This window comes from Bradyrhizobium sp. SHOUNA76 (assembly GCF_023006445.1).
Taxonomy (GTDB): domain Bacteria; phylum Pseudomonadota; class Alphaproteobacteria; order Rhizobiales; family Xanthobacteraceae; genus Bradyrhizobium.
In genome coordinates this window covers 1-16,393 of the sequence record NZ_JALBHA010000092.1, presented here as the reverse complement: position 1 = coordinate 16,393, position 16,393 = coordinate 1, and the positions used below count along the sequence as shown (strand labels likewise).

Below are 16,393 nucleotides of genomic sequence, written 5' to 3'. Positions count from 1 at the left end.
AGCCTGCCGGCACCGGCGGGGCCCGACATCGTGCGCGGCACGGCCCGCTACACCTTCGACACCGCCATCGACGGCCTGCTGCACATCAAGCTGGTGCGGTCGCCTCACGCCCACGCCAGGATCGTCGCGATCGACAAATCGGACGCCCTTCGCGTTCCCGGCGTGCACGCGGTGCTGACGCATGAGGACGCGCCATCGGTTCTGATCTCGACCGCGCGGCACGAAAAGGACTGGATGGACCCCGAGGACACTCGCGTCCTCGACGACGTCGTCCGCTTCATCGGACAGCGGGTTGCCGCAATCGTCGCCGAGAGCGAAGCCGCCGCGGAGGAGGCATGCCGCCGGCTTAAGGTGGACTACGAGATTTTGCCTGCGCTGATCGATCCGGAACAGGCGATGGCGCCGGGCGCAACCGTCATTCATCCTGACCGTACCACCGCGAACCGCATCGCCGATCCCCAGCGCAATCTCGCGGCGGAGACCCATGGCGAGATCGGCGACGTCGCGGCGGCGCTCGCCACGTCCGCCGTCACTTACGAAGCCACCTTCCACAGCCATCGCGTGCAGCATGCGGCGCTGGAGACTCATGGCGGGCTCGCCTGGCTCGATCCTTCGGGCGTGCTCAACGTCCGCACCTCGACCCAGGTCCCGTTCCTGACCCGGCGCGCGCTGTCGGACATCTTTGAGCTCCCCATGGACAAGGTCCGCGTGTTCTGCGAGCGTGTCGGCGGCGGCTTTGGCGGCAAGCAGGAGATGTTTGTCGAGGACATCCTGGCCCTCGCTGCGCTGAGGACCGGCCGGCCCGTGAAGCTGGAGTTCACCCGCGAGGAGCAGTTCATTGCGACCTCGACGCGGCATCCGATGCGGGTCCATATCAAGGCCGGTGCCGACGCCGACGGCAAGCTCACCGCGCTCAAGCTCGACGTGCTCTCCAATACCGGCGCTTACGGCAATCATGCCGGACCCGTGATGTTTCACTCGCTGTCCGAGTCGATCGCCGTCTACAATTGTCCGAACAAGCGGGTCGATGGCTTTGCGGTTTATACCAACACGGTGCCGGCGGGCGCGTTTCGCGGCTACGGCCTGCCCCAAACCCAGATCGCGATCGAAGCCGCCATCGACGAGTTGGCGAGGCAGCTCGGCATCAGCCCCTACGAGATGCGCCGGCGCAACATCGTGAGGGACGGCGACCCCATGCTGTCGCCGCCGCCATCCGAATTTCACGACGTCGTCTATGGGTCCTACGGCCTCGACCAATGCCTCGACCTCGTCGAGCGCGCCATGCAGCCCGATGGCCCGCAGCCGGAGCTTTCGCCGGAATGGCTGATCGGCGAGGGCATCGCCCTCACCATGATCGACTCCGCGCCGCCGGCCGGGCACATCGCCGACGCCATGATCGCGCTCAGCGAGGACGGCAGTTTCGACCTCACCGTCGGCACCGCAGAGTTCGGCAACGGCACCAGCACGGTGCATCGGCAGATCGCGGCAACCACGCTGGCGACAACGGTCGACAGGATCCGCCTGCGCCAGTCCGACACGGCCCACGGCGGCCACGACACCGGCGCCTATGGCAGTGCGGGCACTTTCGTTGCGGGCAAGGCGACCCATGCGGCTTCCATGCAGCTTGCGACCGAGCTGAAGGCGGCGGCCGCCGGTGCGTGGCTGTGCGACGTTCAGGCCTGTGTGCTCGAGGACAATGCGGTCGTCAGCGGCGTCCGGCGCATGCCTTTTACGGAGCTGGTCAAGCTGGCGCGCGAACGCGGGCAGCCATTCGCGAGCAGCGGCAATTCCGAGGGCACGCCGCGTTCGGTCGGCTTCAACGTCCAGGGGTTTCGCGTCGCGGTGAACAAGGGCACCGGCGAGCTCAGGATTCTCAGGAGCGTGCAGGCGGCGGACGCGGGAATCGTGGCCAATCCCATGCAGTGCCGTGGTCAGGTCGAAGGCGGCGTCGCGCAGGCGCTCGGCGCCGCGCTCTACGAGGAGATGGTGATCGACGCCAACGGCCGCGTCGCCAACCCGAAATTCCGCGACTACCACCTGCCCTCTTTCGCCGATGTGCCGCGCACGGAGGTGTTCTTCGCCGACACGTCCGACACGATCGGGCCGCTCGGCGCCAAATCGATGAGCGAGAGCCCCTATAATCCGGTCGCCGCCGCGCTCGGCAACGCAATCGCCAACGCCACCGGCATCCGCTTCACCGCACCCCCGTTCAAGCCGGACCGGCTGTTTCCGGCATTGCTCGACAAGTTCGGCAGCTAGCTGCCGCGATAGGTCGAATAGCTCCACGGCGTGACCAGCAACGGAACGTGATAGTGGGCTTCCGGCTCGCTGATCGCAAAGCGCAGCGGGATTTCATCGAGGAACGGCGGGTCGGACAGCGGCACATTGCGTTCGGCGTAATATTTGGCAACGCTGAATCTGAGCTCGTAGCGGCCGATCGGCAGCGGGCGGCCGCCGATCAACGGCTGGTCGGTGCGACCGTCGGCATTGGTCACCGCGCGTGCGATGACGCGGTTCTCGCCGAGACTCACCAGCTCCACCAGCTCAATCGGGATGCCCGCCGCGGGCTTGCCAATGTGATTGTCCAGCACATGCGTCGACAACCGGCCATGCACCTTCAACTTGTCGTCGGCAATGACGAGCTGATCCAGCCGCAGCGCGGAGATGCGGCCGATTTCCTCGATCGCACGCCGCGTCTCGGTCTTGGCGATATTGCGCAACCGGATCTCGAAATCGCGCAGCACAGAATCCTTGGTGTGACGGCGCACGCAGACGATATAGGGGAAGCCGAACTTGTCGCGGTAGGCGTTGTTGACGCGCTCGAAAGCCGCGTACTCGGCTTCCGAGAGCCGGTCGAGCCCGGCGCTGTTCTGCTCGTCGGTCGATTCCGCCGTCAGCCCTGCGGCGCGCTGTGTCTTGTTGGCGAGATCGGGATGCGCCCGGATCAGCGCGAGCTGTGCGTCCGGCTCGGCGCTCTGGATCGCCGCCATCAGCGCTGTGTGCAATTGGTTGATACCGCTAAACGGTCGCTTGCCGGCAAGCTGCTCGGCGATCCACGGCGAATATTCGACGACGTTGGCGAGCGCCGCAACGAAATCGGCGTTGCTTGCTGCGTTGAGATCGGCCAGCGAGATCTGCGACATCGTCCTCAACCGATCTCGAAGGCATTGGTCGCGAGGTGCGCATGCTTGTCGTGCCAGTGCTGCGCGATCTGCAATCGCGTCGGCACCCAGACGCGCTCGTGCTTGCCGATGTAATCCAGGAAGCGGATCAACCCGGCAGCGCGGCCGGGCCGGCCGGCGAGGCGGCAGTGCAGGCCCACAGACATCATCTTCGGCGCGCTCTCGCCTTCGGCATAGAGCACGTCGAAGGCATCCTTCAGATAGGTGAAGAACTGCTCGCCTTCGGCAAAGCCCTGCGGATTGATGAAGCGCATGTCATTGGCGTCTAGCGTATAGGGAATGATGAGCTGCTTGCCGCTCGCACCCTTGATCCAATAGGGCAGATCGTCGGCATAGGAGTCGCAGAGATAGAGGAAGCCGCCTTCCTCCATCAGCAGACGGTTGGTATTGATCGAGGAGCGCCCGGTGTACCAGCCGAGGGGGCGCGAACCGGTGGCTTCGGTATGGACGCGGATCGCTTCCGCGATCTCGGCGCGCTCCTGCGCCTCGGTCATGTCCTTGTGCTCGATCCATTTCAGGCTATGGCTGGCGATATCCCAGCCCGCCTCCTTCATGGCAGCTACGATCTCCGGGTTGCGCTTGAGCGCGGTGGCGACGCCGAACACGGTGGCCGGCCAGTTGCGCGCGGTGAACATCCGCCACAGCCGCCAGAAGCCGGCGCGCGAGCCATATTCGAACATCGATTCGATGTTGGCATGACGCTGGCCCGGCCAGGGCTGCGCGCCGAGCACGTCGGACAGAAACGCTTCCGAGGCGCGGTCGCCGTGCAGGATGTTGTTCTCGCCGCCTTCCTCGAAATTGACGACGAACTGCACCGCGACCCGCGCGTTGCCGGGCCACTCTGGATGCGGCGGGTTGCGGCCGTAACCGCGGAGATCGCGCGGGTAGCTTATGTCGGCCACTTAGACTTCCTCGAAGCGGATCGGCAGGGCGCCCTTCCACAGCACGCTCTTGCCCAGCGTCGCAAGATTCTCCAGGCCCGAGGTCAGCGTGATGAAGTGGTTGCCGGCGAGCTGGCCCATCTTGCTCGCGAAGTGGACGCTGCCATAGGCCAGCAGGATCTCGGTCTCGCTGATGCCGCCGGGATAGAGGATGATCTGACCGGGCGCGGGGTAGCTCGTGTGGTTCTCGTAGCCGACGCCGAAGTCGAGATCGCCGAGCGGCATCCACACGCCCTCGCCGCTCCAACGCACATGGATGATGTGGCTTTCGAACGGCAGCACCTTGCGGAAGGCGGCGACGGTCTTGGGTGCCAGTTGCTCCTCGAAGCGGGCATCGAAGCTGAAATCGCCCGCACGGATAGCGAGTTTGCCCATCTCATCTCTCTGAATCGGGGCCGGTGGCCCACGGAACACTTTCAAGCAAAGAGCACTCCCGACAGCTTCGCGCAAGTGCCGCGGCCGCATCACCTGCGGTCGTAGGACCAGCCGAAAATGCCGCTCCGCCGCGTCTCCGGTTCCGGCTCGGCGGCGGGCAGCGGCGCCTCCTTCAGTTCCGCTTGCGGGGGCGGCGCCGGCAGGGTCTCGCATGTCATGGCGTAGACCAGCTTGCCATCCGCGGTACGCCCGATCGGGGCACAGGGATCGGGATGCGCCGCATTGGTCTTCGGCGTTTTGGCTTGCGCGGCCGCCGGGGAAGCCAGCAGCAGCAGGACTAGCAGATATCTCGACATCGTTGTCGCCTCACGCAGCATTAGCCCATTGAACCGGATTGCCGGGGGCAAGTCCATCGGCGCCAACGGGCGCGATTGCCGAATAATTGGCCGGATGCGCCAACCCAGAGAGCGCATGGTACAATGCGGCGAGATGGGCCCCGGCTCTGCAGCGCACTGACGTGTCCGCCGAAGCCTTTGGCGAAGGCGGAAACAATTCGGAGTCTCTCCGCGGAGGGATTCTGGATTGATTTCGCTGCGCTCGCAATGACGGAGTATGAGGCGGCATCGCAATACTCCAGTCCACATCCCGGCCGCGATGCCGTAGGGTGGGCAAAGGCGCATAGCGCCGTGCCCACGACCTTTCAGATGCGGCGATAGATGCGTGGGCACGCTGCGCTTTGCCCACCCTACGAGATCGGGTTTGTGGCAGGCAGATCGAATCGCAGACACGCCTTCGCAGCCTCGCGACTTAATTCGCCCGAGCTTTGCTTCATCTCGCCACCCTCAAATCCAAGAGGGCGCAGGGAAGGCCGGGTGCCAGCTCGCACCCGCGGTCTGCTGCGCGAAATGTAGCGCAAGAAGACCGCACAGCAGCATACAGGTGGCGCCGAACACTCGGCCTTCCCTGCGCGATGGTCGGACGGCTTATGCCGTGATCTCCCGGGAGCCGAACTTTCCTTTGGCCTCCCTCGCCCCGCGAATTGGATGATGCAGTCTGCCCGGTTGGGCTCGCTCGCATCTCCGCAAGAGCTTGACCGTGGCAACGACGGCCAGGACCACACGGTTTTGCCGTACGCACGGCCCGCCATTTCGCCGCAGTATTCCCAGCCCTGTCGACGGAGCCGGAAACTTACAGGCGAGACGAACCTAACAGCGCCGCTCGTCTGCACGAAGCCGCGGGCTCACAGGGACTACCCGCCCTGCCCGCACCTCTCGTGCCGACGCTGCCGCGTCCACCGCAGGCCCGGCTCGCGATGCGTGACGACACAAGATCGCCCCTCTTGGATGAGCCGGGATGAGCGACACATACGACAAAACCGAATTTCGGTAAAGTGGAATATTTTTGCGGAAGTGCATTGACAGAGGGCGACACAGGCGCGGTCGCGTAGCCCGGATGAGCGCAGCGATATCCGGGACAGTGCAAGATACCGCGCGAGCGGCCCCGGATTGCGCGGAGCCTGTCATCGGGCGGCGCTTCGCGCCGACCCGTTGGCTCCATCCGGCTACAACAATACCGACGCAGCAAAAAGGGCGGCACAAAGCACCGCCCTCTTTCGTGCAACCCAATCCGGGCAGCGTCGAAATGATCGCTCAATACGGCCCGTAGCGGTAGCCCGGATCGTAATAGAACGGACTGCCGCCGCCGTAGCCCGGACCACCATAATAGCCCTGACCGCCGTAGTAAGGACGCGAGCCGTAATAATAGTGGTTCTCGTAATAGTCGCGGCGCCGGCTCTCGGCGATCGCACCGCCGATCACGCCCGCCGCAAGGCCCATGAAGGCCAGACCGGCGGCATTCGGCCCGCGCCGATAGTAGCGACGGCGGGCTGCGCTGAAATCGGTGACGTCGGAGGAGCCCTGCCCGGCCGTGACAGGCTTTGCGGATATCGGCTCAGCCGGTCCCGGGGACGCCGCAGCCGAGGGCGATATGGAGCTTGCGACCAATGCGAGGCTTGTGAACGCGGCCAGCACCATGTTGCGGCCGGCTGCAGAAATCACGGGTCCAACAGTCATTTTGACCTTCCTATGCTCTTGCCTAAGTTCTTGCCTAATTCTTGCCCAACGAAGAGATATGCAAACCCTGTTTAATGCGCAAACCATTGAGATGGTTTCACGTTCGCGGCAATCCGCCACGCTTTGAACGATTGTAAACGAACGACCAAATCGCAGCTTGAACCACCGAACCTGAGCGGATAATGAACAGGCGCGCCGTTTTTCGGTCGCCGTAAGCGTTTTACGTGAACCAACGCATCAACCGACGCCGTCGGGATCGATGCCATTTGAGGGTTCACCGTGATCGACGCGTCCTTTTCCCCGAGAGAAATCAGATGATTGCGGTTCGCAAACTGCCGGCGCGTTATGCGCCGATCGTGATGCCATTCGTGCTGTCCATCCTCATGACGGCCGTGGTGTCGGTCATTTCGACGCTTCGGAGCCTCGGCGCAACGCCGGCGTTCCTCGCGACGTGGCCCGGCGCCTGGGCCCTGTCCTGGCTGGTCGCCTTTCCAACGCTGCTCGTGGTGCTGCCGGTGGTCCGGCGCATCGTGACGCTGCTCGTCGCGGCCCCATCTCAACCAGGCCGATAACCGGCGCGGACGGCGGCGGATTGAACCCGCCGTCCCGCCTCCAACTGATTTTACGACAGCGCGCCGAGCACGCCGCGCGTCGCCTTGTCGATCTCCTCGACATAGCGGCGGCGGACGAAGCTCTCGGTGAGGAATCCGACCACCTTGCGGCTGTCGGTGGAATCGACCACCGCCAGCATCTCGGCCTCGGCCTCGTCGAACACCGCCATCGCCGACTTCACGTTCATTTCCGGGATCAGCACGATGTCGATCAGGCCGGCAAGCTCGATCACCTGGATGTCGTCGGCGATGGTGTCGAGGTCGCTGGAGAACAAATCGGGCAGCAGGACGAGGCCGACATATTCGTCGGCATTGTTGACGATGACGATTCCCGGCCGCGAGCCCAGCGCGAACTCGCGGCGCACCGCGGCAATCGTCGTGGTCGAGGGCACCTTGCCGACGTCGGAGCGCATCAGCCGCTCGACGGTGAGATTGCGCAGCCAGCCGACGTCGTTGGCGCTGCGGATGGTCTCGCCGCGCAGATGCAGGCGCCAGGTCGAGAAGGAGTGGCCGAACATGAAGCGGACGCAGATCGAGGTGACGATGCAACCGGCGAGCACCACGGCGGTGACGTCGACATTGCGGGTCATCTCGAGCACCAGGAACGACATGGTCAGCGGGCCGCCGACGATGGCGACCCCGAGCGTCGCCATGCCCGTCAGCATTGCGACCAGCGGATCGATCGCGAAGTTCGGACTGATCAAGAGCAGCACCGCGGCAAAGAACTTTCCGATCAGGCTGCCCACGAACAGCGAAGCGAAGAACAGGCCGCCGCGGAAGCCCGAGGCGAGCGAGATCAGGCAGGCGGTCACCTTCAAGGCGATGATCAGCGCGATCATGCCGATCGCCATCTCGTGAAAGAGATCAAGAACCATGGCGCCATGGCCGGCCGCCAGCACCTGCGGCGTGACAATCGCGAAACCGCCGACGATGAGGCCGCCAAACACCGGCCGCAGCCAAACCGGCAGCCATTTGAACAGCCGCTCGAACATCGGGGAGGAGCGCATCACGGCGATGCCGACGCCGCTGGTGATGAGCGCGAGCCCGATCAGCGCCAAATATTGCTCGACGCCGACGGCGCTGACCTTGGGTATCTCCAACGAATAGGGCGCGCCGCCGAGCCATTGCGCGGTCAACGCGCCGGCGAGCGAGGCAGCCAGGATCGGCGCCGCGCTGCCGACCGAATAGACGCCGACGATCAGCTCACAGGCATAGAAGGCACCGGTGATCGGCGCACCGAACGCCGCCGCGATCGCCGCGGCAGCGCCGCAACCGACCATCAGGCGCAGATCGTTGCGGCGCAGATTGAAGAACTTGCCGAACAGCGAGGCGATCCCCGAGCCGATCTGGGTATAGCCCGCCTCGAGGCCGACCGAGGCGCCGCAGCCGTTGGAGATCAGCGTCTGGCTCGACACGATGACGCTGTCCCGCATCGACAGATTGCCGCCGCGCAGCGCGTTCGCCTCGATCGGGTCGACCGCGCTTGAAATCTTCATGCGCCGCCGCGACCATTCCATGATACCGAGCGCGAGCCCGCCGAGCGCAGGGGCGAGCAGCGCGGCCCAGGGACTCACATAGGCGTTGGACGAGAGGCGCACGTCGATGGGGATGCCGTAGATCACCACATGCGAGATCTGCGCGATCTCGGCCATCAACGTCACGACCGCTCCGGCCAGCGTGCCGATCACCAGCGAGAGCGGGATCAGGTAGAACTCGTTGCTGCGCAAGAGAGCGCGAAGCCGAACCATGGTCCGGTTCGTTCCCTTGCGATCAACGAGATGCCTGATCCGCACGAACACCTTTTGCCCTGCCCTATTCTTCCGACAGGCCGTAGCCGGCCATGCGCTGGCGGACCCGCTCGATCTCGTCGCTGGGAAGCAACGGCGGTTGTCCGATCTGGAGGCAGCCGTGATATTGCCGCGCCAGCGTCTCGACCTCGACGGCCAGCCACATCGCCTTGTCCAGCGTCTTGCCAATCGCGATCATGCCGTGATGGTCGAGCAGGCAGGCAAGCCGCCCCTCCAGCGCCCGCACCGCATGGTCGGACAGCTCCACGGTTCCGAACGTCGCATAGGGCGCGCAGCGGATGCTGTCGCCGCCGGCCGCCGCGATCATGTAGTGCACCGGCGGAATCTCCATGCCCATGATCGCCAGGATGGTGCAATAGGTCGGATGGGCATGCACCACGGCGTTGACGTCGGGTCGCGACTTCAGGATGTCGCGATGAAACCGCCATTCGCTCGACGGCTTCTGATCGGGCGCGTGTGCGCCGTCCATGGCCATGAAGACGATCTGGTCCGGCGTCATGGCCTCATAGGGCACGCTGGTCGGCGTGACCAGAAGCCCGTCCACATGCCGGACAGAGATATTGCCCGAGGTGCCCTGGTTGATGCCGAGCGCGTTCATGCGCCGGCAAGCGTCGATGATGGCCTGTCTCTTGGCGAGCTCGTCCGCAGTCATCGCATCCCGGTTTCCTGACGTGGTCTTGTTAGACCCGAAGTACGTCAAAGCAACATGGCAGTGCAAGCGAAAGCGGCCCGGATCCGGTGCCGCATTGGCGAGGCTCCTGCCAAACCGCGAAACGGACGGCAAAATCGACGGATTCACTTGATATCGCAGCCCTATGACAGGCTGGTCCGGACGGCCGCAATCCCGTTGATCACGAACTGCACCGAATAGGCGGCGAGCAGCATGCCGAGGACGCGCGAGAGCACGGCATTTCCGGTGCGCCCGAGGGTGCGCGCGATCAGCTGAGCCGAGACGAAACACAGCATGCAGAGCAGGCAGACCGAGACGACGACCGCGATGATGATCGCGAGCCTCCTTCCATGGCCGGCATCGCCGGAAAGGAGCAGCGTGGTCGCAATCGCGCCGGGGCCGGCCATCATGGGGATGGCCAGGGGAAACACCGCGACGTCGGAAGCGTGCTCGGACGTCGCCTTGTCGGCCTCGCGGGCCTCGCGATGCGGACGATCGCCGAAGATCATCTGGTAGGACACGCCGAACAACAGCAGCCCGCCGGCGATCTGGAAGGCGGGGATGCCGATCCCGAGCTGGCGCAGCAGCCAGTTTCCGACCAGCGCGATCACCACCAGGATCGAGGCGGCGATCAGCGGCGCCCGCAACGCGATCGTGCGCTTGACCTTGTCGGGCATGCCGCCGGTGGCGGCCAGAAAGGCCGGCGCGAGGCCGACCGGATCGACCACCAGCAGCAGCGTCACGAAGGCGGACAGGGCGAAGTCGAGCATGTGTCGGCGTGGTCCTCGGACGCTGGAACGATGGCTTCCGGGCAGACTTAGCCCAGCGCCACCGCTTTGCAAATCACTGGAGACGACAATGAGCGATAGTGGAATCGGAATGCTTCTTGGCCAGCTCTCGGCCAATCTGCTCTGGCTCTGGTTCATCGGAGCTTTCGTGCTCGGCGGGGTCCTCATCTATGGCGTGATGAAGGCCGGCCACCTGCGCCGCGGCGAGCGCGCACGGCTCGATCGCGCAACGGAAGAGCGGCAGCGCCAGGAAGATCCCTACAAGCGCCCGACCTGAGCGACCGCCACGCGCGCGTCGCGGTTTGGAACTTTCGTTCATCAAACGGCTTTGATCGCCTGAGGATTGAGGAGGGCGAGGCCTTCCCGTGTCACCTCAAGAGGAGGATGTATGGCCAAACGAACCAAGAAGCGCACAACCAAGAAGACGGCGGCGCGTCGGCCGCGTCAGGCGCCGAAGATGCTCAGCGACCTGTTTCTGGAGACGCTGAAGGACATCTATTTCGCCGAGAACAAGATCATCAAGACCTTGCCCAAGATGGCGAAGGCAGCGCATTCGAAAGAGCTGGCCGCCGCCTTCAACAAGCACCTGCGCGAGACCCAGGGCCAGGTCAAGCGGCTGGACCAGGTCTTCAAGATGCTGGGCAAGCCTGCACGCGGCAAGCCGTGCGAAGCCATCAACGGCATTACCGACGAGGGCGCCGAGATCATGAAGGAGTTCAAGGGCGCACCGGCGCTCGATGCGGGTCTGCTCGCGGCCGCCCAGGCAGTCGAGCATTACGAAATCTCCCGCTACGGCACGCTGCGCACCTGGGCCGAGGAGCTCGGCATGCCGGACGCAGCAAGGCTGCTGCAGGCGACGCTGGACGAGGAAGAGGCGACTGATCACGCGCTGACGGAGCTCGCGACGTCCGTGATCAACCTCGAAGCGGAGGAAGAGTACCGCGCCGCGGCCTGACGCCGTGCCCGCTCTATGACAGAACGCCGCGGCCATGCCGCGGCGTTTGCCTTTTTGGGCCATGCCGCGGCGTTTGCCTTTTTGGGCCATGCCGCAGCGTTTGCTTTTTTGGGCCGTGCCGCGGCGTTTGCTTTTCGGATCGCACGACCTGCATGGCACGTGCGCGCCGCCGGGCTGGATTTCCCGGGAACCAGCCCCATATGCAGGCTTCCCCACCCCCGAGTCCCGCATCATGCAACCGAAAAATCCCCTCGACTGGATGCTGTCCGAAGCCCTGGACTCGCTGACCCGCGCCGACCGGCTGCGCCAGCAGTTCGGCCGCCAGGAAGCCTGCTGGGAGCCGCCGATCGACGTGCTCGAGACCGAGCACGAGCTGCTGATCCTGGTCGCGCTCCCCGGCGTCAATCCGGACAATGTCGAGACGGTCATCCATGACGGCGTGCTCGTCATCTCCGGTCAACGCACCCTTCCGCCGGAGCTCCGCAACGCTCGCATCCACCGGCTCGAGCTGCCGCAGGGGCGTTTTGAGCGCCGCATTGCATTGCCCCTCGGCCGCTACGCCATCAGCCGCTTCGTGATGGACGGCTGCGTCGCGCTGCGCCTTGCAAAATCCTGAGGTCGATCATGGCCACCGAACAGATGAACAACGAACAGACCAATAACGACGTGAAGATCCCCGACGACGCGCTGATCGTCATCCCCGTGCGCGAGATGGTGCTGTTCCCCGGCGCCATCGCGCCGATCACAATCGGCCGTGCCAAGTCCATCGCCGCCGCGCAGCAGGCGCTGCGCGAGCAGCGGCCGGTCGGCATCGTCCTGCAGCGCAGCCCCGAGACCGAGGAGCCCGGACCGGACGACCTCTATCGCGTTGCGACCATCGCCAACATCGTGCGCTACATCACCGCGCCCGACGGCACCCATCACATCGTCTGTCAGGGCGTGCAGCGCGCGCGCATCCTCGACTTCCTGCCGGGGACGCCGTTCCCGGCCGCGCGGATCCAGCAGATCCCCGAGCCGACCACGAATTCGCCCGAGATCGAGGCGCGCGCCTTGAACCTGCAGCGCCAGGCGATCGAGGCGATCGAGCTGTTGCCGCAGGCGCCGCCCGAGCTGGCCGCGATGTTCCAGGGCACCAGTGCGCCCGGCGCGCTGGCGGATCTGGCCACCTCGTTCATGGACATCAAGCCGCAGGACAAGCAGGAGGTGCTGGAGACCATCGACCTCGCCTTGCGCGTCGAGAAGGTGTCCAAGCATCTGGCCGAGCGGCTGGAGGTGCTGCGCATCTCCAACGAGATCGGCCAGAAGACCAAGGCCTCCTTCGACGAGCGGCAGCGCGAGGCGATCCTGCGTGAGCAGATGGCGACCATTCAGCGCCAGCTCGGCGAAGGCGACGGCAAGGCGGCCGAGGTCGCCGAGCTGACGTCCGCCATCGCCAAGGCCAACATGCCGCCCGAGGCGGACGCGCACGCCAGGAAGGAGCTGCGCCGCTATGAACGCATGCCTGAGGCCGCCGGCGAAGCCGGCATGGTCCGCACCTATCTCGACTGGCTGATCGAGCTGCCCTGGGCGCTGCCCGCGGAGAAGCCGATCGACATCAAGGAGGCGCGAGCCATCCTGGATGCCGACCATTTCGGCCTGGAGAAGATCAAGAGCCGGATCATCGAATATCTGGCGGTGCGCAAGCTCGCACCGCAGGGCAAGGCCCCGATCCTGTGCTTCGTCGGCCCGCCCGGCGTCGGCAAGACCTCGCTGGGACAATCCATCGCACGCGCGATGGATCGCCCCTTCGTGCGCGTCAGCCTGGGCGGCGTGCATGACGAGGCCGAGATCCGCGGCCACCGGCGCACCTATATCGGCGCGCTGCCCGGCAACATCATCCAGGGCATCAAGAAGGCCGGCAGCCGCAACTGCGTCATGATGCTGGACGAGATCGACAAGATGGGCCGCGGCGTGCAGGGCGATCCGTCGGCTGCCATGCTGGAGGTGCTCGACCCCGAGCAGAACGGGACGTTCCGGGACAATTACCTGGGCGTGCCCTTCGACCTCTCGCGCGTGGTGTTCATCGCGACCGCCAACATGCTGGACCAGATCCCGGGTCCGCTCTTGGACCGCATGGAGCTGATCAGCCTCGCCGGCTACACCGAGGACGAGAAGCTGGAGATCGCGCGCCGCTATCTGGTGCGGCGGCAGCTGGAGGCCAACGGCCTCTCGGCCGAGCAGGCCGAGATCGAGCCGGAGGCGCTGAAGCTGGTGGTCAAGGGGTACACCCGCGAGGCCGGCGTGCGTAACCTCGAGCGCGAGATCGGCAAGCTGTTCCGGCATGCCGCGGTGCAGGTCGCCGAGGGCACGGCCGCGAAGATCGTGGTGGGAACGAAGGACATCGCCATTGTGCTGGGCCAGCCGCGCTTCGAAGGCGAGATCGCGCAGCGCACCAGCATTCCGGGCGTGGCCACCGGCCTTGCCTGGACGCCTGTCGGCGGCGACATCCTGTTCATCGAGGCTTCGCGTGTGCCCGGCCGTGGCGGGATGATCCTGACCGGCCAGCTCGGCGAGGTCATGCGCGAGAGCGTGCAGGCTGCGCTGACGCTGGTGAAGAGCAAGGCGTCGCAGCTCGGCATCGATCCCCAGGTGTTCGAGAAGAGCGACATCCACGTTCATGTTCCCGCGGGCGCGACCCCGAAGGACGGGCCGAGCGCGGGCGTTGCGATGTTCACGGCGCTGACGTCGCTGCTCACCAATCGTACGGTGAGGAGCGATACGGCGATGACCGGCGAGATCTCGCTGCGCGGCCTGGTGCTGCCGGTCGGCGGCATCAAGGAGAAGGTGGTCGCTGCGGCTGCTGCCGGCTTGAAGCGGGTGATGCTGCCGGCGCGCAACAAGCGGGACTATGACGACATCCCGAAGAGCGCGCGGGACAACCTCGAATTCATCTGGCTGGAGCGCGTCGACGAAGCCATCGCCGCGGCGCTCGAGCCGGTCGAGGCAAAGGTCGAGGCGGCGGAGTGAATGCGATGAAGAAACTGCTGGAAGAAGCGAAGCAATCTCGGAACACGCAGCGGCTGCGCCAGCTGCTCGATCGTGCCATTGACCGGGTGCGCGATGCGCTTGCAGGACCCGAGCCGCGGCTTCAACCGATCCCGGTCCGGGTGAAGCGCCGCAAGGGTTGAGCCCTCCGTCTCAGGCCCTCGCGGCTGCCCCAAACAAAAGGCCCCCTCCTACCCGAGGGGGCCTTTGCGTCGTTAGCCCACGGCGTCCTTGGCGGCCTTGACCGGACGGGCGCGGACGATCTTCCGGGCCGGCTTGGCCTTGAACATCATCTCTTCGCCCGTGAACGGGTTGGTGCCCTTGCGTGCCTTGGTCGCGGGCTTCTTGATGACCACGAACTTGGCGAAGCCCGGCACCAGGAACAGGCCGTTCTTCTTGAGCTCCTTGTGACCGACGTCGGTCAGCGTCTCCATGACGCTCTTGACGTCGCGCTTGGAAAGCTCGGTGGCGGTCGCAATCTTTTCGATCAACTGCGATTTGGACATTTGGGTTGCCATCGTGTCTCCTCTGATTCGTTGGCGGTTGCATATTAGACCAACCGGCGAAGGCCTATAGCCTTCTGCACGGTTTTGTCGCGGTTTTACGGGCTTTTTTGGCCCTCTGTAGCAAAAAACCCTGCTTTTTAGCTACTTCCGGCGCGGGAGAAGCCTCGGGCAGCGGATTTTGCCTTGTTTCAAAGGCCCGCACGCCATCTTGCTAAAGCTGATTCGCCGCTTTCGACAAGCGGCGACCAGTCTCTTTGTGCAAGGAGGCGCGCGTTTCACCCTGAAAAATAAGGGTTAGATCGCACGTAGCCGCTCTTCCTCCCCGTAAAAGCAGGGAGAAAGCGAGGGTGAGATTGGCTAGACGCGCTCGATGATGACGGCGGGCGCCATGCCGCCGGCGGCGCACATGGTGACGAGACCGCGCTTGAGATCGCGCCGTTCGAGCTCGTCGAGCACGGTGCCGATCAGGATCGAGCCGGTGGCGCCGATGGGGTGGCCGAGTGCGATCGAGCCGCCGTTGACGTTGACCTTGGCGCGATCGAGCTTGAGGTCACGGATATATTTTTCCGCCACCACCGCAAAGGCCTCGTTGATCTCGAACAGGTCGATGTCGTCGATGGTGAGGCCCGCCTTCGCCAGCACCTTGCGCGTGGCCGGCACCGGCGCGTTCAGCATCAGGGTCGGCGAGTCCCCCATGTTCGCCATCGCGACGACACGGGCGCGGGCTTTAAGGCCGTGCGCCCTGGCGTAAGCGGGCGAGGCCAGCAGGATCGCGGCGGCGCCGTCGACCACGCCGGACGAGTTGCCGGCGTGGTGGACGAAGTCGATATTCAGGTCCGGGTACTGCTGCAGGATCAGGCCACGATAGGTCGTGCCCTTGTCGTCGAGCGCGTAGTCCGCGACCGCGGGGAATGCCGGCTTCAGGCTGCTGAGGCCTTCCATCGTGGTCTGCGGCCTCGGGTACTCCTCGTGGTCGAGCGCGAGGCTGCCGTCCTCGCGGTGGACGGGCACGAGGCTCTTGGTGAAGTGCCCGTTCGCAATCGCGTGCGCCGCGCGCTTCTGGCTCTCCAGCCCGAGCGCGTCGACGTCCCTTCGCGTGATGCCTTCCATCGTCGCGATCGCGTCCGCGCAGACGCCCTGATGCGACTGCGGATGCCGCGCGCGCAGGCGCAGATTACCGTTGTCCATCATCATCGGACCCGAGCCGCGGCGTCCCTCCATCGACATCATCTCGCAGCCGCCGGCGATGACGAGGTCTTCCGCGCCCGCCATGATCGAGCTTGCCGCCATGTTGACGCTGGTGATGCCGCTTCCGCAGAAGCGGTCGAGCGTCACGGCGCTGGCGCGCACGTCATAGCCGGCATCGAGCGCCGACATCCGACCGAGATCGCCGCCTTGCGTCGCGACCTGCGCGCTGCAGCCCCAGACGATGTCGTCCACGTCGGCCGTGTTGATGCCGGT

The 16,393-nt window shown here is 65.2% G+C and carries 17 protein-coding genes; 7 read left to right on the top strand and 10 right to left on the bottom strand.

The window, feature by feature from the left end:
* The coding region (locus tag MOV74_RS13500) for a xanthine dehydrogenase family protein molybdopterin-binding subunit (protein ID WP_246922524.1) at positions 1-2,259 on the top strand (2,259 nt) is incomplete at its 5' end.
* Here MOV74_RS13500 and uraD read toward each other — a convergent pair.
* The 5 genes from uraD to MOV74_RS13475 all read right to left on the bottom strand — a co-directional run bounded on the left by uraD (position 2,256) and on the right by MOV74_RS13475 (position 6,570).
* On the bottom strand, positions 2,256-3,143 hold the full coding sequence (gene uraD, locus MOV74_RS13495; protein ID WP_246922522.1) for a 2-oxo-4-hydroxy-4-carboxy-5-ureidoimidazoline decarboxylase: 888 nt from the start codon (positions 3,141-3,143) through the stop codon (positions 2,256-2,258). The two genes, MOV74_RS13500 and uraD, sit on opposite strands and share 4 nt — an antisense overlap.
* A gap of 5 nt (positions 3,144-3,148) precedes the next feature.
* The gene (gene puuE, locus MOV74_RS13490; protein WP_246922520.1) at positions 3,149-4,084 is read right to left on the bottom strand and encodes an allantoinase PuuE; all 936 of its coding nucleotides are present in this window, start codon (positions 4,082-4,084) and stop codon (positions 3,149-3,151) included.
* Positions 4,085-4,498 carry a DUF3830 family protein gene (locus tag MOV74_RS13485; RefSeq protein ID WP_246922517.1) on the bottom strand — a complete coding sequence of 138 codons (414 nt, stop codon included), beginning with the start codon at positions 4,496-4,498 and terminating at the stop codon, positions 4,085-4,087.
* 89 nt (positions 4,499-4,587) lie between these two features.
* Positions 4,588-4,854 (bottom strand): hypothetical protein, encoded by a 267-nt coding sequence (locus tag MOV74_RS13480; protein ID WP_246922515.1) that lies wholly within the window; start codon positions 4,852-4,854, stop codon positions 4,588-4,590.
* 1,293 nt (positions 4,855-6,147) lie between these two features.
* Positions 6,148-6,570: a hypothetical protein gene (locus tag MOV74_RS13475; RefSeq protein WP_246922513.1), complete on the bottom strand. Its 423-nt coding sequence runs from the start codon at positions 6,568-6,570 to the stop codon at positions 6,148-6,150.
* Between the two features lie 314 nt (positions 6,571-6,884).
* Between MOV74_RS13475 and MOV74_RS13470 the strand changes: the two genes are divergently transcribed.
* The gene (locus MOV74_RS13470) at positions 6,885-7,142 is read left to right on the top strand and encodes a DUF2798 domain-containing protein (RefSeq protein WP_246922510.1); all 258 of its coding nucleotides are present in this window, start codon (positions 6,885-6,887) and stop codon (positions 7,140-7,142) included.
* A 50-nt stretch (positions 7,143-7,192) separates the two neighbouring features.
* Here the strand turns inward: MOV74_RS13470 and MOV74_RS13465 are convergent, their stop codons facing one another.
* The 3 genes from MOV74_RS13465 to MOV74_RS13455 all read right to left on the bottom strand — a co-directional run bounded on the left by MOV74_RS13465 (position 7,193) and on the right by MOV74_RS13455 (position 10,429).
* Positions 7,193-8,980, bottom strand: coding sequence for a chloride channel protein (locus tag MOV74_RS13465; protein ID WP_246922507.1), 1,788 nt, complete (start codon positions 8,978-8,980; stop codon positions 7,193-7,195).
* A gap of 13 nt (positions 8,981-8,993) precedes the next feature.
* Positions 8,994-9,641 carry an L-fuculose-phosphate aldolase gene (locus MOV74_RS13460; protein WP_246922504.1) on the bottom strand — a complete coding sequence of 216 codons (648 nt, stop codon included), beginning with the start codon at positions 9,639-9,641 and terminating at the stop codon, positions 8,994-8,996.
* 161 nt (positions 9,642-9,802) lie between these two features.
* Complete coding sequence (locus MOV74_RS13455; protein ID WP_246922502.1) at positions 9,803-10,429, bottom strand: MarC family protein; 627 nt, start codon at positions 10,427-10,429, stop codon at positions 9,803-9,805.
* 88 nt (positions 10,430-10,517) lie between these two features.
* Between MOV74_RS13455 and MOV74_RS13450 the strand changes: the two genes are divergently transcribed.
* The 5 genes from MOV74_RS13450 to MOV74_RS13430 all read left to right on the top strand — a co-directional run bounded on the left by MOV74_RS13450 (position 10,518) and on the right by MOV74_RS13430 (position 14,569).
* Complete coding sequence (locus MOV74_RS13450; RefSeq protein WP_246922500.1) at positions 10,518-10,724, top strand: hypothetical protein; 207 nt, start codon at positions 10,518-10,520, stop codon at positions 10,722-10,724.
* Between the two features lie 111 nt (positions 10,725-10,835).
* Positions 10,836-11,402 carry a ferritin-like domain-containing protein gene (locus tag MOV74_RS13445; RefSeq protein WP_246922498.1) on the top strand — a complete coding sequence of 189 codons (567 nt, stop codon included), beginning with the start codon at positions 10,836-10,838 and terminating at the stop codon, positions 11,400-11,402.
* Between the two features lie 232 nt (positions 11,403-11,634).
* Positions 11,635-12,018, top strand: coding sequence for an Hsp20/alpha crystallin family protein (locus tag MOV74_RS13440; protein ID WP_135161854.1), 384 nt, complete (start codon positions 11,635-11,637; stop codon positions 12,016-12,018).
* 8 nt (positions 12,019-12,026) lie between these two features.
* A complete protein-coding gene (gene lon / locus MOV74_RS13435) occupies positions 12,027-14,408 on the top strand; it encodes an endopeptidase La (protein ID WP_246922496.1) in 2,382 nt (793 codons plus the stop codon).
* Positions 14,409-14,413: 5 nt separating this feature from the next.
* Complete coding sequence (locus MOV74_RS13430) at positions 14,414-14,569, top strand: hypothetical protein (protein ID WP_246922494.1); 156 nt, start codon at positions 14,414-14,416, stop codon at positions 14,567-14,569.
* A gap of 72 nt (positions 14,570-14,641) precedes the next feature.
* On the opposite strand, the gene MOV74_RS13425 is transcribed toward MOV74_RS13430, so the two are convergent.
* Together MOV74_RS13425 and MOV74_RS13420 are read right to left on the bottom strand one after the other, a co-directional pair.
* On the bottom strand, positions 14,642-14,944 hold the full coding sequence (locus tag MOV74_RS13425) for an HU family DNA-binding protein (protein WP_094891268.1): 303 nt from the start codon (positions 14,942-14,944) through the stop codon (positions 14,642-14,644).
* Between the two features lie 345 nt (positions 14,945-15,289).
* On the bottom strand, positions 15,290-16,393 hold a 1,104-nt coding region (locus tag MOV74_RS13420), incomplete at its 5' end, for an acetyl-CoA C-acetyltransferase (protein WP_246922492.1).

Excerpts from the sequence above, each read along its gene's own strand:
- uraD (WP_246922522.1), bottom strand. The coding sequence starts at position 3,143 with ATGTCGCAGATCTCGCTGGCCGATCTCAACGCAGCAAGCAACGCCGAT.
- MOV74_RS13485 (WP_246922517.1), bottom strand. The coding sequence starts at position 4,498 with ATGGGCAAACTCGCTATCCGTGCGGGCGATTTCAGCTTCGATGCCCGC.
- MOV74_RS13480 (WP_246922515.1), bottom strand. The coding sequence starts at position 4,854 with ATGTCGAGATATCTGCTAGTCCTGCTGCTGCTGGCTTCCCCGGCGGCC.
- MOV74_RS13475 (WP_246922513.1), bottom strand. The coding sequence starts at position 6,570 with ATGACTGTTGGACCCGTGATTTCTGCAGCCGGCCGCAACATGGTGCTG.
- MOV74_RS13470 (WP_246922510.1), top strand. The coding sequence starts at position 6,885 with ATGATTGCGGTTCGCAAACTGCCGGCGCGTTATGCGCCGATCGTGATG.
- MOV74_RS13460 (WP_246922504.1), bottom strand. The coding sequence starts at position 9,641 with ATGACTGCGGACGAGCTCGCCAAGAGACAGGCCATCATCGACGCTTGC.
- MOV74_RS13455 (WP_246922502.1), bottom strand. The coding sequence starts at position 10,429 with ATGCTCGACTTCGCCCTGTCCGCCTTCGTGACGCTGCTGCTGGTGGTC.
- MOV74_RS13450 (WP_246922500.1), top strand. The coding sequence starts at position 10,518 with ATGAGCGATAGTGGAATCGGAATGCTTCTTGGCCAGCTCTCGGCCAAT.
- MOV74_RS13445 (WP_246922498.1), top strand. The coding sequence starts at position 10,836 with ATGGCCAAACGAACCAAGAAGCGCACAACCAAGAAGACGGCGGCGCGT.
- MOV74_RS13440 (WP_135161854.1), top strand. The coding sequence starts at position 11,635 with ATGCAACCGAAAAATCCCCTCGACTGGATGCTGTCCGAAGCCCTGGAC.
- lon (WP_246922496.1), top strand. The coding sequence starts at position 12,027 with ATGGCCACCGAACAGATGAACAACGAACAGACCAATAACGACGTGAAG.
- MOV74_RS13430 (WP_246922494.1), top strand. The coding sequence starts at position 14,414 with ATGAAGAAACTGCTGGAAGAAGCGAAGCAATCTCGGAACACGCAGCGG.
- MOV74_RS13425 (WP_094891268.1), bottom strand. The coding sequence starts at position 14,944 with ATGGCAACCCAAATGTCCAAATCGCAGTTGATCGAAAAGATTGCGACC.